Source organism: Pseudoalteromonas sp. T1lg75 (genome assembly GCF_002964705.1).
Classification (GTDB): Bacteria; Pseudomonadota; Gammaproteobacteria; order Enterobacterales; family Alteromonadaceae; genus Pseudoalteromonas.
Genome location: NZ_PQCD01000022.1, coordinates 12,028 through 34,013 on the forward strand (window position 1 = coordinate 12,028; position 21,986 = coordinate 34,013).

Below are 21,986 nucleotides of genomic sequence, written 5' to 3' on the forward strand. Positions count from 1 at the left end.
GTGTTTTGATGACAAGAAAACAATAATAACCTTCGTATTATGCTTAACAATCTGTCCCTTCGAAAAAAGATACTTCTATTGATTGGCGGCACCTTAAGCGTGCTTATGGTCCTGGTGGCCGCGTTTTTTATCAATCATATTGCCGACCTTTCTCGCAACAGTGTGGAGCGCGAAGCGCAGAATTATCTGCAAGCAGAGCAAATGTCCATGCGCTCTTTCTTCGCCCAGTATGGTAAGGTGGTTGAAACCTATATTACCAACCCCTCTTTAGTTGCCTTTTTTGAAGGCTATCAGCAGCGCGGCGCCAACCTGGATAGAATGCCAGGTTATAATCTTATCAATGAAGATTTTCAGCGTATTAGTGGTCGCGATAGCAACATTTTGTCGGCATTTTTTGCCTCAGCCAACACCGGCGAATATTTTAAGGAGAACGAGCGTACGTCTAGCTATGCCGATGGTCGTCCTTACTACGCCTATGAGCGTCCTTGGTGGCAAGATGCCATGGACAAGGGCAGCTTGTATGTCGGCGCCATCTCCGTGGATATCAGCACCGGTGATGTATCGGCTGTGGTGCAGCAGCCCGTATATAACGATGCGGCTCAATTAGTGGGTGTAGGCGGCGTAGACCTGCAAATTAATGCCATTAAAGAAATGGTAGAAAATATTTCCTTCCAGGGTCAGGGTTATGGTTTCTTGCTCGACAGCGACCTCAATGTGGTGCATTTATCGGAGCGTACCGAACACCAACTCTCCATCACAGATGAGAACGGCGGCAAAGATAACCTTAGTGCGCTGGAGCAGCAATTTGCCGACACCCAAGGCTTTAGTGCCCTAAATAAGGCGATGAAGGAGCAGGCAAGTGGCATTGTTGAGGTAACACTCAAGGGCGTTCAATATTATGCGCTTTTTAACGCCCTGCAGTTGGATAAGCCGATGATCGACTGGCACGTGGGTGTGCTGGTTCCGGTCAGCCTGATTGAAGAGCCGGTTAATGCCGCCGTGATGTCGGCGTCGGTGGCCGTGGTGTTGATCCTAGCGGTTATTGTGGCGATGATTTTCTGGGTTACGCATCTTGTTATCCAGCCGATCAGCTCGCTTAGTACCGTGATGCGGGATATTGCCACCGGGGAGGGCGACTTGACTCGTCGTATCGAGGTAAACAGTAATGACGAAGTGGGGCAACTTGCACGCCATGTAAATACCTTTATCGATAAGTTACGAGAGTTGATGGTGCAAACCGCGCAGCAAGCGCAGCAACTCAGTCATGCCGCGAATCACTTACAAAGTGTCTCCAGTGAAACCAACACTGAGATCCAAAAAGAAAAGGTGCAGGTCGACAGCGTCAGCACCGCGGTCACGGAAATGGCCACAACGGTAACCGAAATATCCCGCAATGCCCAGCATACCAATGCCGCCGCCGAGTCGGTGCAGGCGATCAGCGAGCAAGGAAGACAACAATCGGGCGACTCTCAAAGAGTGATGAGCGAGCTGGCCCTGCATATTGGCGCCGCCGCTGAGGTGGTTACCGGTTTGGCACGAGAAAGTAACAATATCGGCGCCGTTGTCGATGTGATCAATGGCATCGCCGAGCAAACCAATCTGCTGGCACTCAATGCCGCCATTGAAGCGGCCCGTGCCGGCGAGCAAGGTCGTGGTTTTGCCGTGGTTGCCGATGAGGTGCGTTCTTTAGCCAGCCGCACCCAGGAGTCCACCGATGATATCCGTACCATGATAGACAAGCTGCAACGCATTGCCGAGCAGGCCTCTGAGATGATGCAACAAGGGCAGGAGCGGGCGCAAAGTTCGGTGACTCAAACCGAAGCGGTGCTTGAGTCTTTGCAGCAGATCAGTGAGGCGGTAACGCATGTGCTCGATCAGAGCCATCAAATCGCCACCAGCACCGAGCAGCAAAGCATAGTTGCCGAAGACATCAATTCCAGCCTTAATGCCATCAACGAACTGGTAAACAGCACCGCCAGTCATGCGGATGTGCTCGCCCATGAAGCCAGTGAGTTAAATGCGTTAGCGAGTTCACTCAATGGCACGGTAAGCCAATTTAAACTTTAATTTTCAGCGCTTAAGCTATTAATCAAAGAACAAACCAGCCCTCGTTTTCGGGGGCTTTTTTATGTCCAGTTTTATGCCGAGAAATACACAGAGAAATTTGGTACGACCGAGTGGATTCGAATCACCGAGCCCCGATACGGGTCATAGAGAGCGGGTAGTGCGCTAACTAACTGAGCGATTTTCTTACTGAATACGAGAAATGTTTTAGAGGATTGGTACGACCGAGTGGATTCGAACCACCGAGCCTTGATACGAGCTACAAAGAGTAGGTAGTGCTCTGAAGCGCAGAGTGAGTGATTATAAAAACTCGAAAGGTATTGAAATGAATTGGTACGACCGAGTGGATTCGAACCACCGACCCCCACCATGTCAAGGTGGTGCTCTAACCAACTGAGCTACGGTCGTACTATAGAATAGTGCCAATAAATTCGTCCGTGAAGCAGTCTCCTGCCTCCACCTCGCTTGGCTGCGAAGCTTTGCTTCGGTCCAACCTCGCCCAACTGAGCTACGGTCGTACAGAATACGAAATGTATTTTTAAGAATTGGTACGACCGAGTGGATTCGAACCACCGACCCCCACCATGTCAAGGTGGTGCTCTAACCAACTGAGCTACGGTCGTACAATCTAGTTTTTAGCGCCAATAAATTCATCCATGAAGCAATGTCCTGTCGGCGTCCTGCCTCCACTTCGCTTGGCTGCGAAGCTTTGCTTCGGTCCAACCTCACCCAACTGAGCTACGGTCGTACAATCTAGTTTTCAGCGCCATAAGGTTAACCCCTGGCAACGCCGTGTAATATATAGTGTGTCTAGAGCCTTAGCAAGTGCAATTGGCTAATTTCCTGATTGTTTGCTTTTTTTTTATTCATACCGGACTAATATCGCACTGCTTGTAAAAACCTTGCCACCAGCGGACATGGTTTCTGCTCGATGCTTTAAGGCGTGCCAATAAACTTGCTTGCTCCTGGGTGCCGATAAGATATCGCCTTATATCGCTGTCACTGCCGGTAAATTGCCAGACTTGTGCCAACAGCGGCGTAAACTCTTCCAAGGAACCGGAGAGTTGTCCTTGGTACCCCTGTAATTCCTTTAAAAAGAAGAGATTAAAGATATTATGTAAGATGTTGGCCGCGTCACTGTGGCGCCCGGGTGGACACACCTGAGTGGTTAAACTAACTCCCTCCAACTGCGAGGTCAGTTGGTTATTTAACGCGATTTGCTGGCGCGCACCGGTCAGAAGTTTACGCACATAGTCATTTCCGTTTAGTTTGGCCAGCGCCGGGGTAATTGTCTTGACCTCTATCGCCTGCCAATCTTCTTTAGCCACGGCATTGGCGATATCAGCCAATGTGGTTAAGGCTTCGGCGCTAGCCGCTCGGCCCGCTTGTTCGTCATAACCCAGTTCTCGGGCGGCAAGCGTAAAAAGGCGGGTAAGCTCGGGCTCTTGGCCTATCATCAGGTTAAACGCCTGTTTGGCGTGAGTGATTTTAAAGCGTTTTTCCGCTTCCAGAGCACTGCGTAGTTCCTCCGACAGGGCGTTGCTCTGGGCGTGAGCAAGGCAGGGGCCGACCAATTGTATAAAGCGAATATGGTACTTAAAGCGTTCGGAGGCACTGGCCACCTTGCCGAGTTGATTATTGCGGGCGGCAATATGGCTCGCCAAGCGGCAATGATTTATGTCCGCCAGCGCCAGCAAACTAATGTTTTGGCTTGGGGGCAGTGGCTCGCTGTGAAGGCGCTGCCAGGGTGTTAAGCGAACCTGGCTTTGCTGATCTATAGCTAAATATTTACCAAGGCGATATTGGTATTCGGTATAGCGGGCGCTCGGGGGATCGCTGCATCCCCCAAGTATTACTAGTGTGCTAAAAATTAAAAGGAGCTTGTGCAAGGCGCCTCCGCAGCACGTAAATTAACAGTACTGCAGCACAGGATAGCCCAACTATGATGCCGAGCCAAAACCCTTGTGCGCCCATGGCGGGCACAATCAGGTCTGTGCGACCCAAAACATAGCCCAAGGCAAAGCCCACCAACCAATAGGAAATAAAGGTGATATAAGAGATGGGCGCTGTGTGTTTAATGCCGCGCAGCATGCCGCTGGTCACCACCTGCAGCGCATCCGGCAATTGATAGAAACACGCCAGAACCATAATGGCCGTGGCCAGAGCCAACACCTCCGGGTTGTCGCTGTATAAGGCGCTAATATCCTCACGCAGCAGGTAGGTTATTAGCGCAACAAATGCGGCGATGGCGATGGCGAGTATAAAGCTGGTGCTCATACAACGGCGCAAGGCTTGGTAGTCATTTTGCCCATACAGGTTGCCAAAACGAATTGCCACCGCCATGGACAGGCTATAGGGCAGCATAAACAACAAGGTGGTGACCGACGCGGCGACCTGGTGTCCGGCGACAACCACGGCGCCCAGGGATGCGATAAACAAAGGGATACAGGCGAACAGGGTGACCTCAAAGAAAATCGCCAGGGAAATGGGCACACCCAGCTTAAATTGTTGCCACATCGCCTTTGTGCTTGGGCCGGCAAAGGCGGTGATAAGGTAGCGCCCATTTATGCGCTTGCTCATCATGCTGTAGACCAACAAGGAAATGCCCATTGCACTCATGACAATCGCCGTGGCCACACCGCAGCCGGCCCCGCCGAGGGCTGGAGCGCCTAACTTGCCATGGATAAAAATATAGTTTGCGGGGATATTGACCAGCAGACCGATAATAGAAATATAAAAGGCCGGGGTGGTGTAGGCCTTGCCCTCGGCAACATTGCGAAACAAGGAGTAAATGATAAAGCCCGGCAAGCCAAATTGTACGTAGGTAATGTAATCCCCGGCCAGTGATTTTACCTTTTCACCGGTGTCGAGTAAGGCAATCACCTCATCTGCGAAATGGCCAAGGACAAAGCCGAGTAAACATAAGAGCACGGCAAGGTAGCAGGCTTGTTGGAAATGCCCGGCGATGGCCTTTTCATCGTCGGCGCCAAAGCTGTGCGCGACCAGTGAGGTCAGGGCAATTAAAATCCCAAGGAGGGCGAATACCACAGGGTTCCATAAACCGGTAGCGATAGACAAAGCCGCTAAGTCGGTGGCGCTGACTTGACCGGCCATAATGGTGTCAACGACAGACATTAATACCAGCGTCACCTGGGCAAAAAACACCGGTGCAGCAAGGCGCAACAGGCGGCTTGCTTCCCAAGTACAAAACTTCATAAGTGAAAAAACATCAGATAAGATAAAGCGCTATTCTATCTTGTTGGTTTCAACTTAAAAAGGAAATACGATGTTTACCGGTATAGTGCAATGCCAAGCTCAGGTGCAAAGTAAAACACTTACAAACGGCGTACAGCGCTTAGTCTTGGGCGTGTCGCCCAAATACCTGCAAAACCTGGAGTTGGGCGCCAGCATTGCCGTTAACGGCTGTTGTTTAACCGTGGTTGAATACACTGCCGATACCAGCCCTTTAGGGAGCGTGCAGTTTGATGTGATTGATGAAACCTTGGCGCTGACCAATTTGGGTCAACTGGAATGTGGTGATAAGGTCAATTTTGAGCGCTCCATGACCTTTGGCAGCGAATTGGGCGGGCATATTCTGTCTGGGCATATTCATTGTGTTGGCCGCCTGTTAGAGCGTATCGACACCGAGGACAACTGCCGCATGCATATTGCGTTGGATGCTAAGTGGCGTGAATATGTTCTCTATAAGGGGTTTATTAGCGTTAATGGCGCGAGCCTGACGGTAGGGGAGTTATCCGAGCAGGGGTTTTGGTTGCATCTTATTCCGGAGACCTTGGCTATCACCAATCTAGGCCAGATGACGCCCGGCGCCGCGATAAATATTGAGGTCGATCAGCAAACCTACACCATAGTGCAAACGGTGCAGCGCTATTTACGTCAGCAGCATTAAAAAATTTGTTCGTCGTCGGCATCTATTCGTAATTGCACCGTGTTAAGTGCATGGTCTATGTGCATATTGACATGAATCGGGTTGCAGCAGGCGGCGCAATCTTCATAGTAATCCTGATCGCCCGAGCTGGTATCGACGTCGACAAAAATATGGTGACCGCAATGTGGGCATCTCACCCTTTGTAAGCTGTAGTCTTTCATAACTACCTCGTGTGACAGTCTAATGACATCACTTAAAGTATAGTTATGTTTTGCCTGCGCTTTGGGAAAATTTCCACCTTAATCGTACTCTTTCATCACGCTGTCTATGGTCTCTTTGGCCTGGGTTAGGTAATGACCAGCAAAGATGTTGGCGTGATTAAGCAGATGATAGAGGTTATAGATGCGCTCCCTTTGTTCATAGCCTTCGGCTAATGGATAGACGCTTTGATAGGCATCGTAAAAGGTATCGGGAAAGGCCCCGAAAAAACGGCTCATGGCGATATCCACTTCTCGGTCGCCATAATAGCAGGCTGGGTCGTAAACGCAGGGAACGCCGCCATGAAAGCCGACATTGCCACGCCAAAAGTCGCCGTGTAATAACGAAGGTTTTATATGATGGTGGTGCAGGGTGTCTTTAACCTGGCTGACAAACTCATCTATGTCGCAAAAGTAGAAGCCTTTTTCAGCTAATAATTGTAACTGCCAGCCTATACGGTCCTCACTGAAAAATACGTCCCATTTTTTATGCCAGCGGTTAGGCTGTGCTGTGGTGCCGATAAAGTTATCCCTTTCATTACCAAACATGCCCTGTTCGTGTTTGGCGTGCAGCTGCGCCAGGTACTCGCCCATATGGACCCACCCCAGCTGCTTGGCATGGTCGGTATTGGGTTCTAAATCGAGCCACTCTAGCACATTAAAACAATACTCTAAGGTGGTGCCGGTGAGCAGGCAATCGGGCACCATAAACAAGGATTCTTTGGTCAGCAACTCTAGGTCGGCGGCTTCACATTCGAGCCGCTCAAGGGACGCTATAGGCGCCACCTTAACAAAAAACTGGTGCTGGCCATCGGAGATTTTAAACAGGTGGTCGGCGGAAGAATTCGTTAATTGCTGTTTGTGCGCCAAGGTAAAAGGGCTGTTTAGTGTCTCGCTGAGTAACTGAGTCAAGGTATTCCACATAACCGCAAACCGCTAAATTTCAGGGGTACCTCAAGTATGGCAAAGTTCTGATTCACTGCAAAAATAATCATGGCTTAGTGAGGCCGAAGTGGTGTGAGACGAAGTGATTTTATAGGGCTAACAAGCAGTAACGGGGCTCCCTAGATATAGAAGAAGCCCGCAGGTGCGGGCTTCATAGAATGCTGTGGCTATTTATTTAGAGCCAGATACCACCAAGATGGTGTCGCCATGTACTTGGGCCAAATCGTGAATAGATGTCTCGGTAAGTGGAGTTAGGCGTAGCTTTTTAAGGCTGCGTTCAAAACCATAGAGGCTTGCAAACTCACGGACGCTTAGGTCATTGCATGATAATCTTTTGTTCATAATATGACGCTGAACACGGTGTTTGGTCATTTCCCGATCCAGCTTAAAAGGATTATCCTTAGTAATTGCCATACATAGTTGCGTGCCGATTGTGTTGTCAGCAGCAACAAATTGTTCATTGGCCATAGCGTGTGATGAAAGCGCTCCAAGTATAAGGGCGCCAGCAGAGCCTAACAGAGTTGTGCGTTTCATGGAGTTTCTCCTTATTTGTGCGTTGGGTGCTGATTAAGTATGAACCGTGTTTGTTGTCATGGCATGAACAGGATAAGTCAGAATGTAAGAAGCTATTTCAATTGTGAACACCCTAACCTAACCACCTTATTTTTCTCATTTTCCCAATTGAGTTTGTTTACATTGTAGGCAAAAAAAATGCATTTTTTTTGTACACATTGTCCTTGTACCCATATATCCGAGCGCTTTTGATTTGCCTTGTAACATTTGCCCTCAAAACGGTACCAAGCTACAGCACGGAGGGGGGAGGGGCAGCAAGCCGGGACGTTTATCTCGATTTACCGTCCATTAACCTTTTTTCTTCGCAATTCGTAGCGCTATTCGATACAGTTAGGCGAAAAATAGGAGTAACAAAAACAATGCTAACTAAAACACCAAGCCTCAGCGTGTTAGCCTTAGCTATCACGCTCGCCGGGTGCCAACAAAATGAAGGCGCTCAAGGCGAAAAGGTAACCATTAATAAAAATCCTTACCCCAGCACCTACCAACCGCTACCTCGTCAATCGACGCTGATCACCAATGCCACCGTATTGACCGGTGACGGCCAGCGTATCGACGGCGGTGACGTGTTTGTGGTCGACGGTAAGATCCAACAAATTGGTACCGACCTGCAGGTAGAGGCCGATGTAACACTTGATGCTCAAGGCAAGTGGCTAACGCCGGGCCTGATTGACGTGCACTCACATTTAGGGGCCTATCCAAACCCTGCGGTGGCCTCACACCAGGATGGCAACGAAATGACCAGCCCAGTTACCGCGGAAGTCTGGGTTGAACATTCGGTATGGCCACAAGATCCTGGCTTTAACCGTGCTCGTGAAGGCGGTATTACGACCTTGCAAATCCTGCCGGGCTCAGCCAACCTGATCGGCGGCCGAGGCGTGACTTTGAAAAACGTACCTGCGCACACCATGCAGGCGATGAAGTTCCCAGAAGCACCCTATGGCTTGAAAATGGCCTGTGGCGAAAACCCTAAGCGTGTTTACGGTAGCAAAGGCGTATTGCCGTCTACTCGTATGGGTAACATGGCCGGTTATCGTAACGCTTGGATTGATGCCAGCGAATATAAGCGTGCCTGGGAAAAGTATGATGCCGACTATGCGGCCGGTAAGAATGTTGAAGCGCCCGAGCGCGACCTGACCATGGATACACTGCGCGGTGTTCTCGATGGTGACATTCTGATCCACAACCATTGCTACAAGGCAGAGGAAATGGCGATGATGATCGACCTGTCTAAAGAGTTTGGTTATCACGCGGGCACCTTCCACCATGGTATCGAAGCGTACAAGATTGCCGACTTGCTAGCAGAAAACCGCAACTGTGCGGCACTGTGGCCAGATTGGTGGGGTTTTAAGATGGAAGCCTACGACATGGTTCAGGAAAACGTTGCCATCGTTGATGCGGTGAAAAACTCTTGCGCCATTGTACACTCTGACTCAGACACCACCATTCAGCGTCTGAACCAGGAAGCGGGTAAAGTGATGTATCGCGCCAACGAAAATGGTTTTGATATTGATGAAGCCCATGCCATCAAGTGGTTGACCTCAAACGCGGCGAAGGCCCTAGGCATCGACGACAAAACCGGCTCTCTTGCCACGGGTAAACAGGCCGACATGGTGTTGTGGGATAACAATCCGTTTAGTGTTTACGCTAAAGCAGAGCAGGTATTTATCGATGGTGCCAAGGTGTATGACCGCGATGACGAGAAATACCAAGCCCAAAGTGACTTTATGTTAGGCCAACGCTAAGGAGAACAAGATGAAACTGTTTACAATGACATCGGTTGCCGCAGCCTTAGCGATGAGTGTATCCGCTGGCGCGCAAACATTGGCTATTACCAATGCCACCATTCACACCGCCACCGAGCAGGGCGTATTAAAAGACGCGTCTGTATTAGTCAAAGACGGTAAAATTGTTGCCGTTAATCCGGCGCAAATTGATGCCGATGAAGTGATTGACGCACAAGGTAAAATTTTAACACCGGGCTTTATCGGCTCACTTAACCACCTGGGTTTGGTGGAAGTGGGTGCGGTGGCTGGTTCACGTGATGGCAGCGATAAAAAAGCGTCGATTACGTTTGACCCAAGCCTTGCCTTTAATCCGCGTTCATCGCTGATCCCATACGCCCGTAAAGGCGGTATTACCCGTGACGTGATTGTGCCAGGTGGCAGCGAAGACATTTTCAACGGCTTGGCTTCTGTAGTGTCGCTTAGCGGTGAGTTCGACAGTGTGAGCCAAAAGCACGTGGCCTTGGCCATTGAGCTTGGTCAAAAGAGCAAGGGCTCACGAGCTCTATCGATGCAGACCTTGATCGAGAAGCTAGAGGGCCACAAGCAACGTGAAAAGAAAGACAGCGATGCGCATAATCGCGAAATTCAGGTGTTAGACGCCATATTCTCGAAAGAGATGCCGCTGCTTGTTGGCGTATCACGTGCCGCTGAAATGCTTGAATTGTTGAAGCTGAAAGCCAAATACGACATCAAGATGGTGTTCGCCGGTGCCCATGATGCAGTATTGATTGCCGATCAGCTGGCTGCCAGCAATACGCCGGTGATCATCAGTGCCATGGATAACCTGCCAGGCAACTTTGATTCCATGCATGCCGATCTGGCCAATGCCGGAAAGCTTGAAAAAGCCGGAGTTAAGGTGATCTTGACCATCGCCGGTGACAGCGCTCATAACCTGTATCAGCTGCGTTTTGACGCCGGTAACGCGGTGTCTTATGGCATGAGCCAGCAAGGTGCCATGGAAGCTATCAGCAGCAATGTTGCCGAGGTGTTCAACATTGATGCCGGCGCTATCAGCGCGGGCAAAGCGGCGGACCTGGTACTTTGGAGTGCCGACCCGTTTGAGCTGAACGCCAAGATTGAAAGCATTTGGATTGATGGTGAAAAGGTATCGACCGAGGCCCGTCAAGACAAGCTACGAGAGCGTTATACTACGCCTTCGGACATGCCGCGTGGTTACACTAAGTAATTGCTGATGCATAGAAAAAAGGAGCCAATGGCTCCTTTTTTACTTTAACGTGGCATTAAATGCAGCGGGCGGGTTTGGGCAGGCCGGCAATCTTCGTGGCTTGTTTCGCTGGGCCCTTAGGAAACAACTTATACAGGTATTTACTGTTACCCTTGTCTTCACCAAGCTTTTTAGCCATGGCCTTTACCAGCATGCGGATCGCCGGGCTGGTGTCGAATTCTTCGTAAAACTCACGGACAAAAAAGATAACTTCCCAATGGGCGTCGCTGAGCTCGATGTTTTCCGTTGCGGCAATAATAGGGGCTAGCTCACGGCTCCACAGGCTGCTATCAAGCAGATAACCCTCTTTGTCGGTCTCGAGTTGTTGGCCGTTAAATTCAATCATGGTTACTCACTAATACATCTTTGAAATTGAAGGGTTAATGCGACCCATTCCAGGTCATCGATCAGCTGCACCTTGCTACAACGTGACTGCGCGCCACGGGCATCCACATCCGTTTTCAGGGCATAAACGGGCACCTCAAACATACTAAAGGCCGCTGGGTTGTAGCAGGCATCGCCACGCAGCAAGAGCGCATCGTTTTTGCTGAGCTTGCTTGCTAATAAAGGCAATGAGGCAAGGGGGCGGCTGAGGATAAATAAATTGTTGTGACTCATAGTACTGCCACCTGAGTTGCCTTTGCTAACAGGGCTTGTTTATCCTGCGCTAGAGCGTTTTTTACATCCAGGATGAGTTCACTCTCATCCATACCTCGGTCGCTCAAAGACTCGCTGCACACATAAATGCTGTCGATATCGTAAAGCTCAAGCATCTTCAGGGCCTTGGTGAAGTCCTTCTGACCAAGTAGTTTGGGCTGCTGCTCGGCCAATAGCGCGAACACCGCATCGCCTTCAATCAGCCAAGACACTTCCTGGTCGATGGCGGCAAAGATAAGCAGCAAATCAAGCGCTTCCTTAAGGCTTTGCTGCTGATAGGGGGCCTGTTGGCTAATAATCACTATATGCTTCATTTAAATTGCACCCATCTGTCTGCCTGTGCCGCCTCCATGGCAAATTCTGCTAAACCGGAGACACTAAAGTGTTTGCATTGGTCCAAGTCGATGCCGCGCTTAGTGGCTGCGGTAACGCACAGATGTAATTCAATGCCTTGCTTGTGCAGGTCTTGCCATATCTTGGCCGGGTCAAATTCATCGCTGGCTAAATCAAAGCAAGGGGAGGCGTGATAGACCCCATCCTGATACAGGAAAATACAGTGAATTGTGTGCCCCTGCGCCAGCGCTGAAGTGGCAAAGCGTTGCAGGGCATTGAGCGTGTCGGTATCGCTCGGCGCACTGTGTAGTGAAAGTACGAAACTGGCCAAATTCAATCCAAAAAAAAGCCCCAATGAATGGGGCTTATTCTAACAAATTCTATTTATTAGTCATCTGTTGCGCCAAGTAGGTGCAGAAGTGACGTAAACAGGTTGTATACGTTAAGGTATAGGGCAACCGTGGCGCGGATATAGTTAGTTTCGCCACCATTGATAATACGGCTGGTATCGAACAGGATCAGACCCGACATGATAAATACCACCGCCGCGTTGATCGCCATAAAGGCAATTGAGCTGCCGATAAAGATATTAACGATACTGGCAACGATCACCACCAATAGACCGACTGTCAGAAAACCACCCATAAAAGAAAAGTCTTTTTTGGTAGTAAGTGCATAGGCAGAAAGACCAAAGAAGATTAGCGCCGTAGAACCCAAAGCTTGCATGATCAAGAACGGGCCACTTGGCATTGCCGCGTAGTGGTTAAGCAGGGGACCCAGGCCGAAACCCATAATGCCAGTAAAGGCAAATACCCACATGACGCCTGATGCTGTTTCGGCTTTCTTGTTTACAACAAAAAGCAGACCCAAACCTACTAACGAGCAAATGATCCCCGTGAAGAACGGAGGGTTAAGCGCCATAGAAATACCCGCAGTCACAGCACTGAATGCCAACGTCATCGCGAGTAAAAAGTAAGTGTTCTTTAAAACCTTATTCGTCTCAATGGTCGACATCATCGGCTTAGCCGTGCTGTACGAGTTATTAAACGCCATTGTTAAACTCCTTCAAATTAATCAATCCTCGGATGCAACTTACATCCAGGTTCAAGATTATCAAGTCTTATAAATATGGGCAAACCTTTCACTTTCAATACCGAGGAAATAGCTCCTTTTGTGTGATACTTATACAAAACAGTCAAAAATTAGGCGGTTAAACAAAAAAATGAAAATAACACTTCACAAACGCAATTCATTTATCTAATATTCGCCCCGCTGCGGAGAGATGGCTGAGCGGTTGAAAGCACCGGTCTTGAAAACCGGCATAGGTTAATAGCCTATCTAGGGTTCAAATCCCTATCTCTCCGCCACTAAATTTCACTTGGATGATACGTCGTCCGGGTACCGCGTTTGGAGAGATGGCTGAGTGGTTGAAAGCACCGGTCTTGAAAACCGGCATAGGTTAATAGCCTATCTAGGGTTCAAATCCCTATCTCTCCGCCATATAAGAAAGGGCTGCTTTATTTAAGCAGCCCTTTTTTGTGCTTGGTGCAACGGCATCGCACCGTATCCTTCGCCACGATTTCTGTCTGGTTTTACACCATGCCCAAGGTCGGTTAAAGCGATGCGACTAAGGTCGTAATTGGCAAGGGCCGCATTCTTTGCCACTCTGCATAGATGCAAAATTTAAGAATTCCCCCTCTATGAAACAACATTTGGCGAAGGCCGTACTCTATTCATTACTTGCCCCCGTGCTGGTGGGGCTGGTGCTTGGCATCTACTATGCGTTATCGGTCCAGGAAAATGGCTCGGCCGTCTTTTTCACCGTGTTGTTGTCTGCACTGGCGAACGCGCATATCGTAGGTTTGGCCATGGCGGTGCTGGTGGTCCCCGGTTACTTATTGATGTACAAATATAACAAGGTGCATTACAGCGGTATTTTGACGCTCGGCTTACTGGGAGGGGCGATGTTTAGTTTCCTTTTTGGTGCCGGAGCCGGATTCTTACTTATCGTCAATGCACTGATGGCAGCCTTGGGCAGTGGCTTATTCCTGTTCGGTTTGCGCCGTGGTCGTGCCAAAATTGCTTAACCGCTTTGTAACGAGTGATTTAAATTTAAGCAACCAACGCGTTTTCAAGTGTTCACAGCACTTTTTTCAAGATAAAAGGTTTCATTTGCCCGCTACAAAGAGTACCTTAAACACTGCGTATTCTATGTGAAGTAGTATTTAAATGAGCAAAGCGGAATTTTATCGCTCTGTGACGGAGCAGGCGCAAGCACTGATTTGTGACGAGCCCAACTTAATTGCCAATTTAGCTAACATCAGTGCCTTGTTGTATATGTCGATGGACGATATCAACTGGGCTGGTTTTTACCTATTGGAGTCGCCTGAGCAATTGGTGCTGGGGCCATTTCAGGGGAAACCCGCATGTGTGCGTATTGAAGTTGGGAAAGGGGTGTGCGGCACTGCCATCGCGGCGGATCAAACTCAGTTAGTCACAGACGTGCATCAATTCCCAGGCCATATCGCTTGTGATGCGGCATCCAATTCAGAAATTGTCCTTGTGGTTAAGAAAAACGGTGAGGCCATTGGCGTATTGGATATCGACAGCCCTACGGTTGGACGCTTTGACGAGCATGATAAGGCAGGCCTTGAGCTTTTGGTTGAGTGTTTGGAAAAGCATCTCGCATGAAAGATCTACTAAACGTACAAGACTACCTATTTTCCATAGCCGATGTAGGTGATTGGGAAGGCGATGAAGAGCTGGTGTGTGAACGCTTGAATGAGCTTATCCACCACGCTTGGGCGCGACTACCCGATGATTTAGGCTGTGAACAAATTGACAGTATTATTTCCGGAATATGGGAACATCTTCGCGGTGACCTGGCATTGGTAGATGCCGAGTTAGAAGAGTTACTTGACTGGGTTGAACACTATATTGACTCGGCTCAAGATGAGCAGATGTAATTAAAGGTTTAGAAATGGAAACCACGAACAAGCTAAAAGACATTAACGAAGTATTGGCATTCCTTTACGAGGAATTTCCAAACTGTTTTAAACAAAAAGACGGCATTAAGCCTCTTAAAGTAGGTATCTTTAAAGACATCGCTGAGCGTATTGAAGGCAATGAAAAGGTCAGCAAAACGCAGGTTCGTCAGGCGCTAAGAAAGTATACCTCGCACTGGCGCTACCTAGAGGCGGTGGTTAATAATGAATTCCGTGTTGACCTTGACGGCAACCAGGCCGAAAAGGTTGAGCAAGAGCATGTTGAGCACGCACAGACTGCACTTGAGCAAAGCCGTGCAAAAATGGCTAAGCGTAAAAAGCCAGTACGTGGTGCCAAAGAAGGTGACACAAAGGGTTACAAAAAACGCCCGCAGGGCAGTGGTAAACCTGGTGCAAAAGGCGCTAAAGTCAAAAAAGCCCCAGCCGCCGAGCCTCGTCGCAGCAATAAAGTTGAACCTTTGCCAAGCGAACAGGTCAAGGCTAATACCAAAGTTAAAGTAAAACTAGGTCAGGCATTGGTGAACGGTACCATCACGGAAGTTAATAAAGATGACATCCATGTTGAGCTGGTAACCGGCATGCAAGTTAAGACAAAAGCCGATAGCCTCTACCTGGTTTAATAAAAGGAGTTGTGCATGAGTAAGACGTTTTCACTCATCCCCCTGGTTGCTGCCCTTATCGCGGCACCGGCATTGGCCTCGTTGGACAAGGTCACCATTGCTGACTTACCTGTGTTGCAGCAAGAGTCGCAACATAGTACTGCCAGTAAGCGAGTAACCAACCTCTTTACCCGTGCACACTACAAACCGATTCGATTTAACGACGAGCTCTCGGCGCAGATGTTCGATCGTTATATCGAATCCTTGGATTTTAATCGCAGTATTTTTCTTGCTGGCGATGTCGCCCAGTTTGAGCAATACCGTGAAAAGTTCGATAACGCCCTCAAGTCAGGCAAGTTAGACTTTGCCTATGACCTATTTAACCTCAGCATGAAGCGCCGGTTTGAGCGTTATCAGTATTCTTTGTCCTTACTCGACAAGCCATTCGATTTCAGTAAAGACGATAAGTACTATTTTGATCGTGAAGATGCTCCTTATGCCAGCACCGAAGCCGAGCTTAACGAGCTATGGCGTCAAAAGGTTAAGTATGACGCGTTACGTCTGAAATTGACGGGTAAGGATTGGGATGGCATCAAAGAGGTGTTGGAAAAACGTTATACCTACACCCTGAAGCGTTTGGTGCAAACCAAAAGTGAAGATGCGTTCCAGATCATTATGAATGCCTTTGCCCGCTCTATTGAGGCGCACACCTCCTATCTTTCGCCACGTCGTGCCGAGCAATTCAAAATGGACATGGATCTTGAGCTCGAGGGCATAGGTGCGGTGCTCAGTTACGATGAAGATTATACCGTGATCCGTTCATTGGTACCCGGTGGTCCAGCAGACAAAACAGGCGCCATTAAACCGGAAGACCGTGTAATTGGTGTCGCCCAGGGCGACGATGATTTTGTTGATGTGATCGGTTGGCGTCTTGATGATGTCGTCGATCTTATCAAGGGCCCGAAAGGTACCTTGGTACGCTTACAGTACCTACGCGGTAAGGATGATCACGGCACTCCCAAAGTGGTGGAGATCACCCGTGATAAGGTACGCCTTGAAGACAGAGCGGCGAAGTCGCATGTTTTTGATGCCAGCTACTCACCAATGAGCAGCAAGATAGGCGTGATTGAAATTCCAGGCTTTTATAACAACCTCTCTGAGGATGTTAAAGGCGAACTGGTGAAGCTTAAAGAGCAAAAGGTCGACGGTATCATCATCGACTTACGTCAAAATGGCGGTGGCTCTTTGTATGAAGCAACCAAATTATCCGGCCTGTTTATCGACCAGGGCCCAGTGGTGCAAATTCACACCCTCAATGGTCGTATCGAACAGCAAAAAGACAGTGATGGCGTAACCTATTATGACGGCCCGATGACGGTACTTGTTGATCGCTACAGTGCATCGGCGTCGGAAATCTTCGCCGCAGCAATGCAAGATTATGGCCGCGCGGTGATCATCGGCGAACAAACCTTTGGTAAGGGCACGGTCCAGCAACACCGTGGTCTAGGCCGCAACTATGACCTTTACGATAACCCGCTAGGCAGTGTGCAATACACCATTGCTAAGTTTTACCGCATCGATGGCGGTAGCACGCAGCACAAAGGGGTGATCCCGGACATTAAATTGCCATCGCCTATTAATCCGGCGGAGTGGGGCGAGAGCCAAGAAGACAATGCGCTTCCTTGGGACAGCATTATTCGTGCTAAATACGCCATGGTTGATAGTTTAGGTGACACCATTGGTTACCTTAATGCCGAGCATAACAAGCGCATAGCCAAAGAGCCTGAATTCGGCTATGTAATGCAAGACATCGCCACCTATAAAGAAGAGAAAGACCGTAAGTTTATTTCGCTCAATGAAAAAGAACGCCTTAGTGAGCGTGATGAGCGTGAGCAATTGGCGCTACAACGCACGAACGAACGTTTAGCCCGATTGGGTCTGGATAAGGTGACCGATATCGATGACGCTCCTGAGGTGTTGGACGATTTTGACCCGTATCTCGAAGAAGCGGCATTAATCACCCAAGACTTTATCAAGCAAGGGCGTTTGGTAAAGAATAATAAGTAAACAATTACAAAGACAAAAGGCGCGTTAAGCGCCTTTTTTATTGATTAAGCGCTGCTAAATCTGCGCTGCTCTGGTAATCTTTGCGCTTATAATAAAAATAACCCTTGCCGCGTTGTGCTAAGAGGTGAGGGCAGGAGAGCGATTTTGACGACAACAAAACAAGCTAAATTACTCGATGCAATGATCCCCATTACGGTGTTGATTTGCTTATTGGGCGCGGCAGTGTATCTCTACGGTGATAATTCATCATCGGGTCCAAACCAAATAGCCTTACTTTTCGCTACCTTTACGGCGGCCTTGGTTGGCCTGAAAAATGGCTACACCTGGAAGACTCTTGAAGAGGCGATGATCAAGGGTATCACCATTTCTTTAGGCGCTATTTTGATCCTCCTTATGGTGGGGGCGCTAATTGGTACCTGGCTGCTTTCAGGAACCGTTCCAACCTTGATCTATTATGGTCTACAGATCATCAACCCTCATTGGTTTTATGCTGCAAGCTGTATTATCTGCGGCGTGGTTGCCATGAGTATCGGCAGCTCCTGGACTACGGCGGCGACCATAGGTGTGGCCTTGCTGGGTGTGGCCAACGGCTTGGCGCTAGACCCGGTTGTGACGGCTGGTGCGGTTATTTCGGGCGCCTACTTTGGTGATAAGCTGAGTCCGCTCTCTGAAACCACTAATCTGGCGCCTGCGGTAGCCGGTGCCGATCTCTTTACCCATATTCACCACATGCTCTGGACCACGGTACCAAGCTTTGTGATTGCCGTTATTATCTTTATTTTTATGGGCTTTAATGCCGATGTGAGCAGTGACGCGACCAGTATCGATACCATGGTAAATCTGCTGGCGGCGAATTTTAATATTAATATTCTTAATCTGGTGCCTTTACTGGTGCTGTTGGTCTTGGCAATTCGCAAGATGCCAGCATTCCCTGCTATTTCTATCGGTGCCGTGTTAGGTGCGGTATGGGCGCTGCTATTTCAAAGTGATTTACTCGCGACTCAGGTAGATGTCAGCCAGGGTCAGTTGGTCGGCTACTTTAAACTGGTGTGGGCAACCTTCTTCGATGGCTTTGCTATTAGTACCGGGGATGCGAAAATGGACGACCTGCTTTCCGGTGGTGGCATGTCGGGCATGCTCAACACCACTTGGTTAATCATGATGGCGCTGATGTTTGGTGCCATTATGGAAAAAACCGGTCTCCTTGAGGTGTTTGTTCGGAGTATCTTAAAGGTAGCCAAGTCCACCGGCTCCTTGGTGGCGGCCACCATCTGTACATGTATCGGTACCAACCTGGTGGCAGCGGACCAATATATCGCCATTGTTGTGCCCGGGCGCATGTTTAAAGAAGAATATAAAAAGCGCGGCTTACAACCGGTCAACTTGTCTCGTACCCTTGAAGATGGCGGTACCATTACCAGCCCCTTGATCCCTTGGAATACGTGTGGTGCCTATATGCAAAGCGTACTTTTGATCAATCCGTTTGATTATGCCTTGTATGCCTTCTTTAATTTAATCAATCCGGTACTTGCTGTGATCTACGCCTACCTAGGCATCAAAATTCTTCGTATTGAACCCAAGCACCTGCAGCCTGAGGTAAAAGAGCAAAGCCAGGCGTAAGCCAAACACAGCGATTAATTGTAGTTCGGGCATCAAATGATGCCCGCTTTAAGTTTCAGGAGACAGTCAACTTATGACCACGACCCAACCTCATGCCCAATATTTGCGCGATTACCAAGCGCCTGCTTTTTTTATCGATGAACTTGAGCTGGAAGTACAATTAGCGCCACTTAACACACAAGTGGTGGCCCGCTCATTGGTGCGTGCCAACGCCGACAACCCCAGCGCTCAATTGGTACTTGATGGCATAGATTTAACCTTGCTCAAGGTTCGCATTAATGAGCAAATACATTCTGCTTATCACCTAGAAGATGAGCAGCTGGTGATTGAACAACTCCCGCAGCAACCCTTTACGCTTGAAATCACCACCGAATGCGCGCCGCAAAGTAACACCTCACTGGAAGGCCTGTATTTGTCCGATGGTGCTTATTGCACTCAGTGTGAAGCGCAAGGCTTTCGTAAAATCACTTATTTCCTTGACCGCCCAGATGTGATGGCCAGCTATAAAGTGACTATCGTCGCTGACAAGGCACAATTTCCTCACCTTTTATCAAACGGTAATAAAATTGATAGCGGTGATTTAGCTGACGGCAAGCATTTCGCCACCTGGCAAGATCCATTTAAAAAACCCAGCTATCTTTTCGCCCTGGTGGCGGGGGACTTCGATGTGCTACGCGATACCTATACCACGGTCTCAGGGCGCGAGGTGGCGTTGGAGCTGTATGTTGATAAGGGCAATTTGACTAAGGCACCCCATGCTATGGCGTCATTAAAACGGGCGATGCAATGGGATGAGCAGCGCTTCGACCTCGAATATGACCTGGACGTGTATATGATAGTGGCGGTCGACTTTTTCAATATGGGCGCTATGGAGAACAAGGGCCTTAATATCTTTAACTCCAAGTGCGTATTGGCCAATAGTGACACCAGCACAGACAGAGATTTCCACCTGATCGAGTCGATTGTCGGTCATGAGTATTTCCACAACTGGACCGGCAACCGAGTAACCTGCCGTGATTGGTTTCAGCTTTCCTTAAAAGAAGGCTTAACCGTATTTCGCGATCAGGAATTCAGTAGCGATCTGGGGTCGCGGGCCCTGAACCGTATTGATGCGGTGAAGGTGATGCGCACGCATCAGTTTGCCGAAGACGCCGGTCCCATGGCGCATCCTATTCGCCCAGAAAAAGTCATCGAAATGAATAACTTTTACACCGTGACCGTGTATGACAAGGGCGCCGAAGTGATCCGCATGCTGCATACCTTGCTGGGTGAGGCGGGTTTTCAAAAGGGCATGAAGCTGTATTTTGAGCGTCATGATGGCCAAGCGGTGACCTGTGATGACTTCGTTGCGGCGATGCATGATGCCAATGACACGGATTTATCCCAGTTTTCGCGCTGGTATGGACAAGCGGGCACGCCCTTGGTGTCGGTGCAGGAAGAATATGACAGCGCGACCAAACGCTATACCCTGACTTTAACGCAAACCCATAAGCCGACCGCAGAACAGCCCCACAAGGAAAACTTGTTAATTCCGGTGGCGATCGAACTGTTGGACCAACAGGGACAGCCCATGACGCTGATGCGCGACGGCAAGGTCCTGGATAAAGTTTTGCACCTCACTGAGGAGCGTCAGGACTTCGTTTTTGAGCAAGTTGACGAACGTCCGGTAGCCGTACTTTTTGAAGACTTTTCGGCGCCGGTGCAGGTGCAGTTGATCAGGCCCTCGCGGATCAGCTTCATATTGTCCGCCATGCCAGCAGCGACTTTAGCCGTTGGGATGCGCAGCAAGCGGCATTAAGTCATTGTGTTAACCAGGCGTTGGTAAAGGGTGAAGCCAAGCCTGAGTTACCCAAGGCAGTGCTAGACACCATGAGCGAACTGTTAAATGGTGTTTTATCTGGCAGCGAAGTCGATTTGGCTCTGATTGCCGAGTTATTGTATTTACCTAGCTTTGAAACCCTAAGCAGCAGCCACAGCGAGATACCGGTCGATGCGCTCAACGCGATTATCACAGCCTTTGAAGCTGAGATAGCGACGCATTTACAACAACACTTGCAAGCGGTGTTAGTGCACTTTAACGATGATAAGCAGCAAAATGCACACAGTGCAGCGGTACGCGCCTTGCTTGGTGCTTGCATGTACTATCTAGCCCGAATTGACGGTGCCACAGACTATATTGCCGAGCAGGCCAACACCGGGTCTATGACTTTGTCGCTGGCGGCGCTAAAGGCCTTGGTATTGGCTGAACATGAGCAGCAAAATACCTTATTGGCTGCGTTTGCAACGCGCTGGGCCAATGACGTACTGGTATTGGATAAGTGGTTTAATTTGCAGGCTTTGAAGCGTGGTGAGCACGCCTTGGTTGAAATTAACGCCTTGTTTGAGCATCCACATTTCTCTTGGCAAAACCCTAACCGGGTAAGAGCCTTGTTGGGGCCATTGACCATGAGTAACCCCAGTGTTTTTCATCATAAAGATGGCCGTGGCTATGAGTTACTCGGCGATGCACTGGTGAAACTAAATGAGATCAACCCGCAAAATGCATCGCGTTTAATAACGCCGCTGTTGGCATGGCGCCGTTATGATTCGGGTCGCCAGCAACTGATGCGAGCTCAATTGCAACGTTTGATGACATTGCCGAAACTGAGCAAAGATCTCTATGAAAAGGTAGAAAAAGCGTTAGGTGAATGAGCACTAAAACCTATTACTTTACCTTATCGTTAACCTATGAGCAGTGCTTGGCCTATTACCGAGGCCAAGTCACTGCCATTCAGGTATGCGATGATAATCGTCGTCGTATCCGTTTTCCCGCCGCCAAAATATTACCGCATATGTCCCAGCTGGGCATTCGTGGTCGGTTTCGCCTTACCCTGACCCCGGAAAATAAATTCGTCGCCCTGGAGCGAATTTAAAAACAAAAACTTTTTAGATTGTTTTACGTTAATGTAAATTGCATTTGTCGTTA

21 protein-coding genes, 4 tRNA genes and 1 pseudogene are annotated in these 21,986 nt (G+C 49.1%); 14 read left to right on the forward strand and 12 right to left on the reverse strand.

Annotation, left to right across the window (positions count from 1 at the left end; all coding sequences use genetic code 11):
* Positions 1–39: 39 nt before the first annotated feature.
* On the forward strand, positions 40–2,067 hold the full coding sequence (locus C2M36_RS05455) for a methyl-accepting chemotaxis protein (protein WP_105254060.1): 2,028 nt from the start codon (positions 40–42) through the stop codon (positions 2,065–2,067).
* Between the two features lie 328 nt (positions 2,068–2,395).
* On the opposite strand, the gene C2M36_RS05460 is transcribed toward C2M36_RS05455, so the two are convergent.
* The 4 genes from C2M36_RS05460 to C2M36_RS05475 all read right to left on the reverse strand — a co-directional run bounded on the left by C2M36_RS05460 (position 2,396) and on the right by C2M36_RS05475 (position 5,280).
* Positions 2,396–2,472, reverse strand: a tRNA-Val gene (locus tag C2M36_RS05460).
* Between the two features lie 138 nt (positions 2,473–2,610).
* A tRNA-Val gene (locus C2M36_RS05465) sits at positions 2,611–2,687 on the reverse strand.
* A 243-nt stretch (positions 2,688–2,930) separates the two neighbouring features.
* Positions 2,931–3,953, reverse strand: coding sequence for a DUF3080 family protein (locus tag C2M36_RS05470; RefSeq protein ID WP_105254061.1), 1,023 nt, complete (start codon positions 3,951–3,953; stop codon positions 2,931–2,933).
* On the reverse strand, positions 3,928–5,280 hold the full coding sequence (locus C2M36_RS05475; protein WP_105254062.1) for an MATE family efflux transporter: 1,353 nt from the start codon (positions 5,278–5,280) through the stop codon (positions 3,928–3,930). The genes C2M36_RS05470 and C2M36_RS05475 overlap by 26 nt, the downstream gene beginning before the upstream one ends.
* Positions 5,281–5,350: 70 nt before the next feature.
* Between C2M36_RS05475 and C2M36_RS05480 the strand changes: the two genes are divergently transcribed.
* Entirely contained in the window at positions 5,351–5,974 is a 624-nt protein-coding gene (locus tag C2M36_RS05480; RefSeq protein ID WP_105254063.1) for a riboflavin synthase subunit alpha, read from the forward strand.
* Here C2M36_RS05480 and C2M36_RS05485 read toward each other — a convergent pair.
* The 3 genes from C2M36_RS05485 to C2M36_RS05495 all read right to left on the reverse strand — a co-directional run bounded on the left by C2M36_RS05485 (position 5,971) and on the right by C2M36_RS05495 (position 7,689).
* A complete protein-coding gene (locus tag C2M36_RS05485; RefSeq protein ID WP_105189854.1) occupies positions 5,971–6,174 on the reverse strand; it encodes a CPXCG motif-containing cysteine-rich protein in 204 nt (67 codons plus the stop codon). The two genes, C2M36_RS05480 and C2M36_RS05485, sit on opposite strands and share 4 nt — an antisense overlap.
* Positions 6,175–6,252: 78 nt before the next feature.
* Positions 6,253–7,134 (reverse strand): fructosamine kinase family protein, encoded by an 882-nt coding sequence (locus C2M36_RS05490; RefSeq protein WP_105254064.1) that lies wholly within the window; start codon positions 7,132–7,134, stop codon positions 6,253–6,255.
* Positions 7,135–7,326: 192 nt separating this feature from the next.
* Positions 7,327–7,689, reverse strand: coding sequence for a DUF3718 domain-containing protein (locus C2M36_RS05495; protein ID WP_105254065.1), 363 nt, complete (start codon positions 7,687–7,689; stop codon positions 7,327–7,329).
* Positions 7,690–8,087: 398 nt separating this feature from the next.
* Here C2M36_RS05495 and C2M36_RS05500 point away from each other — a divergent pair, with 398 nt between their 5' ends.
* Positions 8,088–9,473 carry an amidohydrolase gene (locus tag C2M36_RS05500; RefSeq protein WP_105254066.1) on the forward strand — a complete coding sequence of 462 codons (1,386 nt, stop codon included), beginning with the start codon at positions 8,088–8,090 and terminating at the stop codon, positions 9,471–9,473.
* 10 nt (positions 9,474–9,483) lie between these two features.
* Complete coding sequence (locus tag C2M36_RS05505) at positions 9,484–10,701, forward strand: amidohydrolase family protein (RefSeq protein ID WP_105254067.1); 1,218 nt, start codon at positions 9,484–9,486, stop codon at positions 10,699–10,701.
* A 55-nt stretch (positions 10,702–10,756) separates the two neighbouring features.
* Here the strand turns inward: C2M36_RS05505 and C2M36_RS05510 are convergent, their stop codons facing one another.
* The 5 genes from C2M36_RS05510 to C2M36_RS05530 are packed head-to-tail and all read right to left on the reverse strand — an operon-like array spanning position 10,757 to position 12,783.
* Positions 10,757–11,086, reverse strand: coding sequence for a TusE/DsrC/DsvC family sulfur relay protein (locus C2M36_RS05510; RefSeq protein WP_105254068.1), 330 nt, complete (start codon positions 11,084–11,086; stop codon positions 10,757–10,759).
* Between the two features lie 2 nt (positions 11,087–11,088).
* A complete protein-coding gene (locus C2M36_RS05515; protein WP_105254069.1) occupies positions 11,089–11,358 on the reverse strand; it encodes a DsrH/TusB family sulfur relay protein in 270 nt (89 codons plus the stop codon).
* Positions 11,355–11,711: a sulfurtransferase complex subunit TusC gene (gene tusC, locus C2M36_RS05520; protein WP_105254070.1), complete on the reverse strand. Its 357-nt coding sequence runs from the start codon at positions 11,709–11,711 to the stop codon at positions 11,355–11,357. The genes C2M36_RS05515 and tusC overlap by 4 nt, the downstream gene beginning before the upstream one ends.
* The gene (gene tusD / locus C2M36_RS05525; RefSeq protein WP_105254071.1) at positions 11,708–12,061 is read right to left on the reverse strand and encodes a sulfurtransferase complex subunit TusD; all 354 of its coding nucleotides are present in this window, start codon (positions 12,059–12,061) and stop codon (positions 11,708–11,710) included. Before tusD ends, tusC begins: the two co-directional genes overlap by 4 nt.
* A 56-nt stretch (positions 12,062–12,117) precedes the next feature.
* Positions 12,118–12,783, reverse strand: coding sequence for a Bax inhibitor-1/YccA family protein (locus C2M36_RS05530; protein ID WP_105198872.1), 666 nt, complete (start codon positions 12,781–12,783; stop codon positions 12,118–12,120).
* A gap of 223 nt (positions 12,784–13,006) precedes the next feature.
* On the opposite strand from C2M36_RS05530, the gene C2M36_RS05535 reads away from it, so the two are divergent.
* The 10 genes and pseudogenes from C2M36_RS05535 (at position 13,007) to C2M36_RS05580 (ending at position 21,933) form a co-directional block, all read left to right on the forward strand.
* Positions 13,007–13,097 (forward strand) — tRNA-Ser (locus C2M36_RS05535).
* A 42-nt stretch (positions 13,098–13,139) separates the two neighbouring features.
* Positions 13,140–13,230 (forward strand) — tRNA-Ser (locus tag C2M36_RS05540).
* A 200-nt stretch (positions 13,231–13,430) separates the two neighbouring features.
* Positions 13,431–13,817, forward strand: coding sequence for a hypothetical protein (locus C2M36_RS05545; protein WP_105254072.1), 387 nt, complete (start codon positions 13,431–13,433; stop codon positions 13,815–13,817).
* 142 nt (positions 13,818–13,959) lie between these two features.
* Complete coding sequence (locus C2M36_RS05550; protein ID WP_105254073.1) at positions 13,960–14,421, forward strand: GAF domain-containing protein; 462 nt, start codon at positions 13,960–13,962, stop codon at positions 14,419–14,421.
* Positions 14,418–14,696, forward strand: a complete 279-nt coding sequence (locus C2M36_RS05555; RefSeq protein ID WP_105189842.1) for a hypothetical protein — start codon at positions 14,418–14,420, stop codon at positions 14,694–14,696. The genes C2M36_RS05550 and C2M36_RS05555 overlap by 4 nt, the downstream gene beginning before the upstream one ends.
* Positions 14,697–14,710: 14 nt before the next feature.
* On the forward strand, positions 14,711–15,355 hold the full coding sequence (gene proQ, locus C2M36_RS05560) for an RNA chaperone ProQ (protein ID WP_105254074.1): 645 nt from the start codon (positions 14,711–14,713) through the stop codon (positions 15,353–15,355).
* A gap of 15 nt (positions 15,356–15,370) precedes the next feature.
* Positions 15,371–17,401, forward strand: a complete 2,031-nt coding sequence (gene prc, locus C2M36_RS05565; RefSeq protein WP_105254075.1) for a carboxy terminal-processing peptidase — start codon at positions 15,371–15,373, stop codon at positions 17,399–17,401.
* Positions 17,402–17,545: 144 nt separating this feature from the next.
* On the forward strand, positions 17,546–19,021 hold the full coding sequence (gene nhaC / locus C2M36_RS05570) for a Na+/H+ antiporter NhaC (RefSeq protein ID WP_267894654.1): 1,476 nt from the start codon (positions 17,546–17,548) through the stop codon (positions 19,019–19,021).
* 73 nt (positions 19,022–19,094) lie between these two features.
* Positions 19,095–21,712 (forward strand): annotated as a pseudogene (gene pepN / locus C2M36_RS05575) (aminopeptidase N).
* Positions 21,709–21,933, forward strand: coding sequence for a DUF2835 domain-containing protein (locus C2M36_RS05580; protein ID WP_105254077.1), 225 nt, complete (start codon positions 21,709–21,711; stop codon positions 21,931–21,933). Before pepN ends, C2M36_RS05580 begins: the two are co-directional and overlap by 4 nt.
* Positions 21,934–21,986: the final 53 nt, after the last annotated feature.

What these genes read in the sequence shown, in the direction of transcription:
- C2M36_RS05500 (WP_105254066.1), top strand. Translation starts at nt 8,088, where the DNA reads ATGCTAACTAAAACACCAAGCCTCAGCGTGTTAGCCTTAGCTATCACG.
- prc (WP_105254075.1), top strand. Translation starts at nt 15,371, where the DNA reads ATGAGTAAGACGTTTTCACTCATCCCCCTGGTTGCTGCCCTTATCGCG.
- C2M36_RS05545 (WP_105254072.1), top strand. Translation starts at nt 13,431, where the DNA reads ATGAAACAACATTTGGCGAAGGCCGTACTCTATTCATTACTTGCCCCC.
- C2M36_RS05490 (WP_105254064.1), bottom strand. Translation starts at nt 7,134, where the DNA reads ATGTGGAATACCTTGACTCAGTTACTCAGCGAGACACTAAACAGCCCT.
- C2M36_RS05480 (WP_105254063.1), top strand. Translation starts at nt 5,351, where the DNA reads ATGTTTACCGGTATAGTGCAATGCCAAGCTCAGGTGCAAAGTAAAACA.
- C2M36_RS05550 (WP_105254073.1), top strand. Translation starts at nt 13,960, where the DNA reads ATGAGCAAAGCGGAATTTTATCGCTCTGTGACGGAGCAGGCGCAAGCA.
- C2M36_RS05455 (WP_105254060.1), top strand. Translation starts at nt 40, where the DNA reads ATGCTTAACAATCTGTCCCTTCGAAAAAAGATACTTCTATTGATTGGC.
- C2M36_RS05530 (WP_105198872.1), bottom strand. Translation starts at nt 12,783, where the DNA reads ATGGCGTTTAATAACTCGTACAGCACGGCTAAGCCGATGATGTCGACC.
- tusC (WP_105254070.1), bottom strand. Translation starts at nt 11,711, where the DNA reads ATGAAGCATATAGTGATTATTAGCCAACAGGCCCCCTATCAGCAGCAA.
- C2M36_RS05495 (WP_105254065.1), bottom strand. Translation starts at nt 7,689, where the DNA reads ATGAAACGCACAACTCTGTTAGGCTCTGCTGGCGCCCTTATACTTGGA.
- C2M36_RS05475 (WP_105254062.1), bottom strand. Translation starts at nt 5,280, where the DNA reads ATGAAGTTTTGTACTTGGGAAGCAAGCCGCCTGTTGCGCCTTGCTGCA.
- C2M36_RS05510 (WP_105254068.1), bottom strand. Translation starts at nt 11,086, where the DNA reads ATGATTGAATTTAACGGCCAACAACTCGAGACCGACAAAGAGGGTTAT.
- C2M36_RS05505 (WP_105254067.1), top strand. Translation starts at nt 9,484, where the DNA reads ATGAAACTGTTTACAATGACATCGGTTGCCGCAGCCTTAGCGATGAGT.
- C2M36_RS05485 (WP_105189854.1), bottom strand. Translation starts at nt 6,174, where the DNA reads ATGAAAGACTACAGCTTACAAAGGGTGAGATGCCCACATTGCGGTCAC.
- C2M36_RS05515 (WP_105254069.1), bottom strand. Translation starts at nt 11,358, where the DNA reads ATGAGTCACAACAATTTATTTATCCTCAGCCGCCCCCTTGCCTCATTG.
- proQ (WP_105254074.1), top strand. Translation starts at nt 14,711, where the DNA reads ATGGAAACCACGAACAAGCTAAAAGACATTAACGAAGTATTGGCATTC.
- C2M36_RS05580 (WP_105254077.1), top strand. Translation starts at nt 21,709, where the DNA reads ATGAGCACTAAAACCTATTACTTTACCTTATCGTTAACCTATGAGCAG.
- C2M36_RS05555 (WP_105189842.1), top strand. Translation starts at nt 14,418, where the DNA reads ATGAAAGATCTACTAAACGTACAAGACTACCTATTTTCCATAGCCGAT.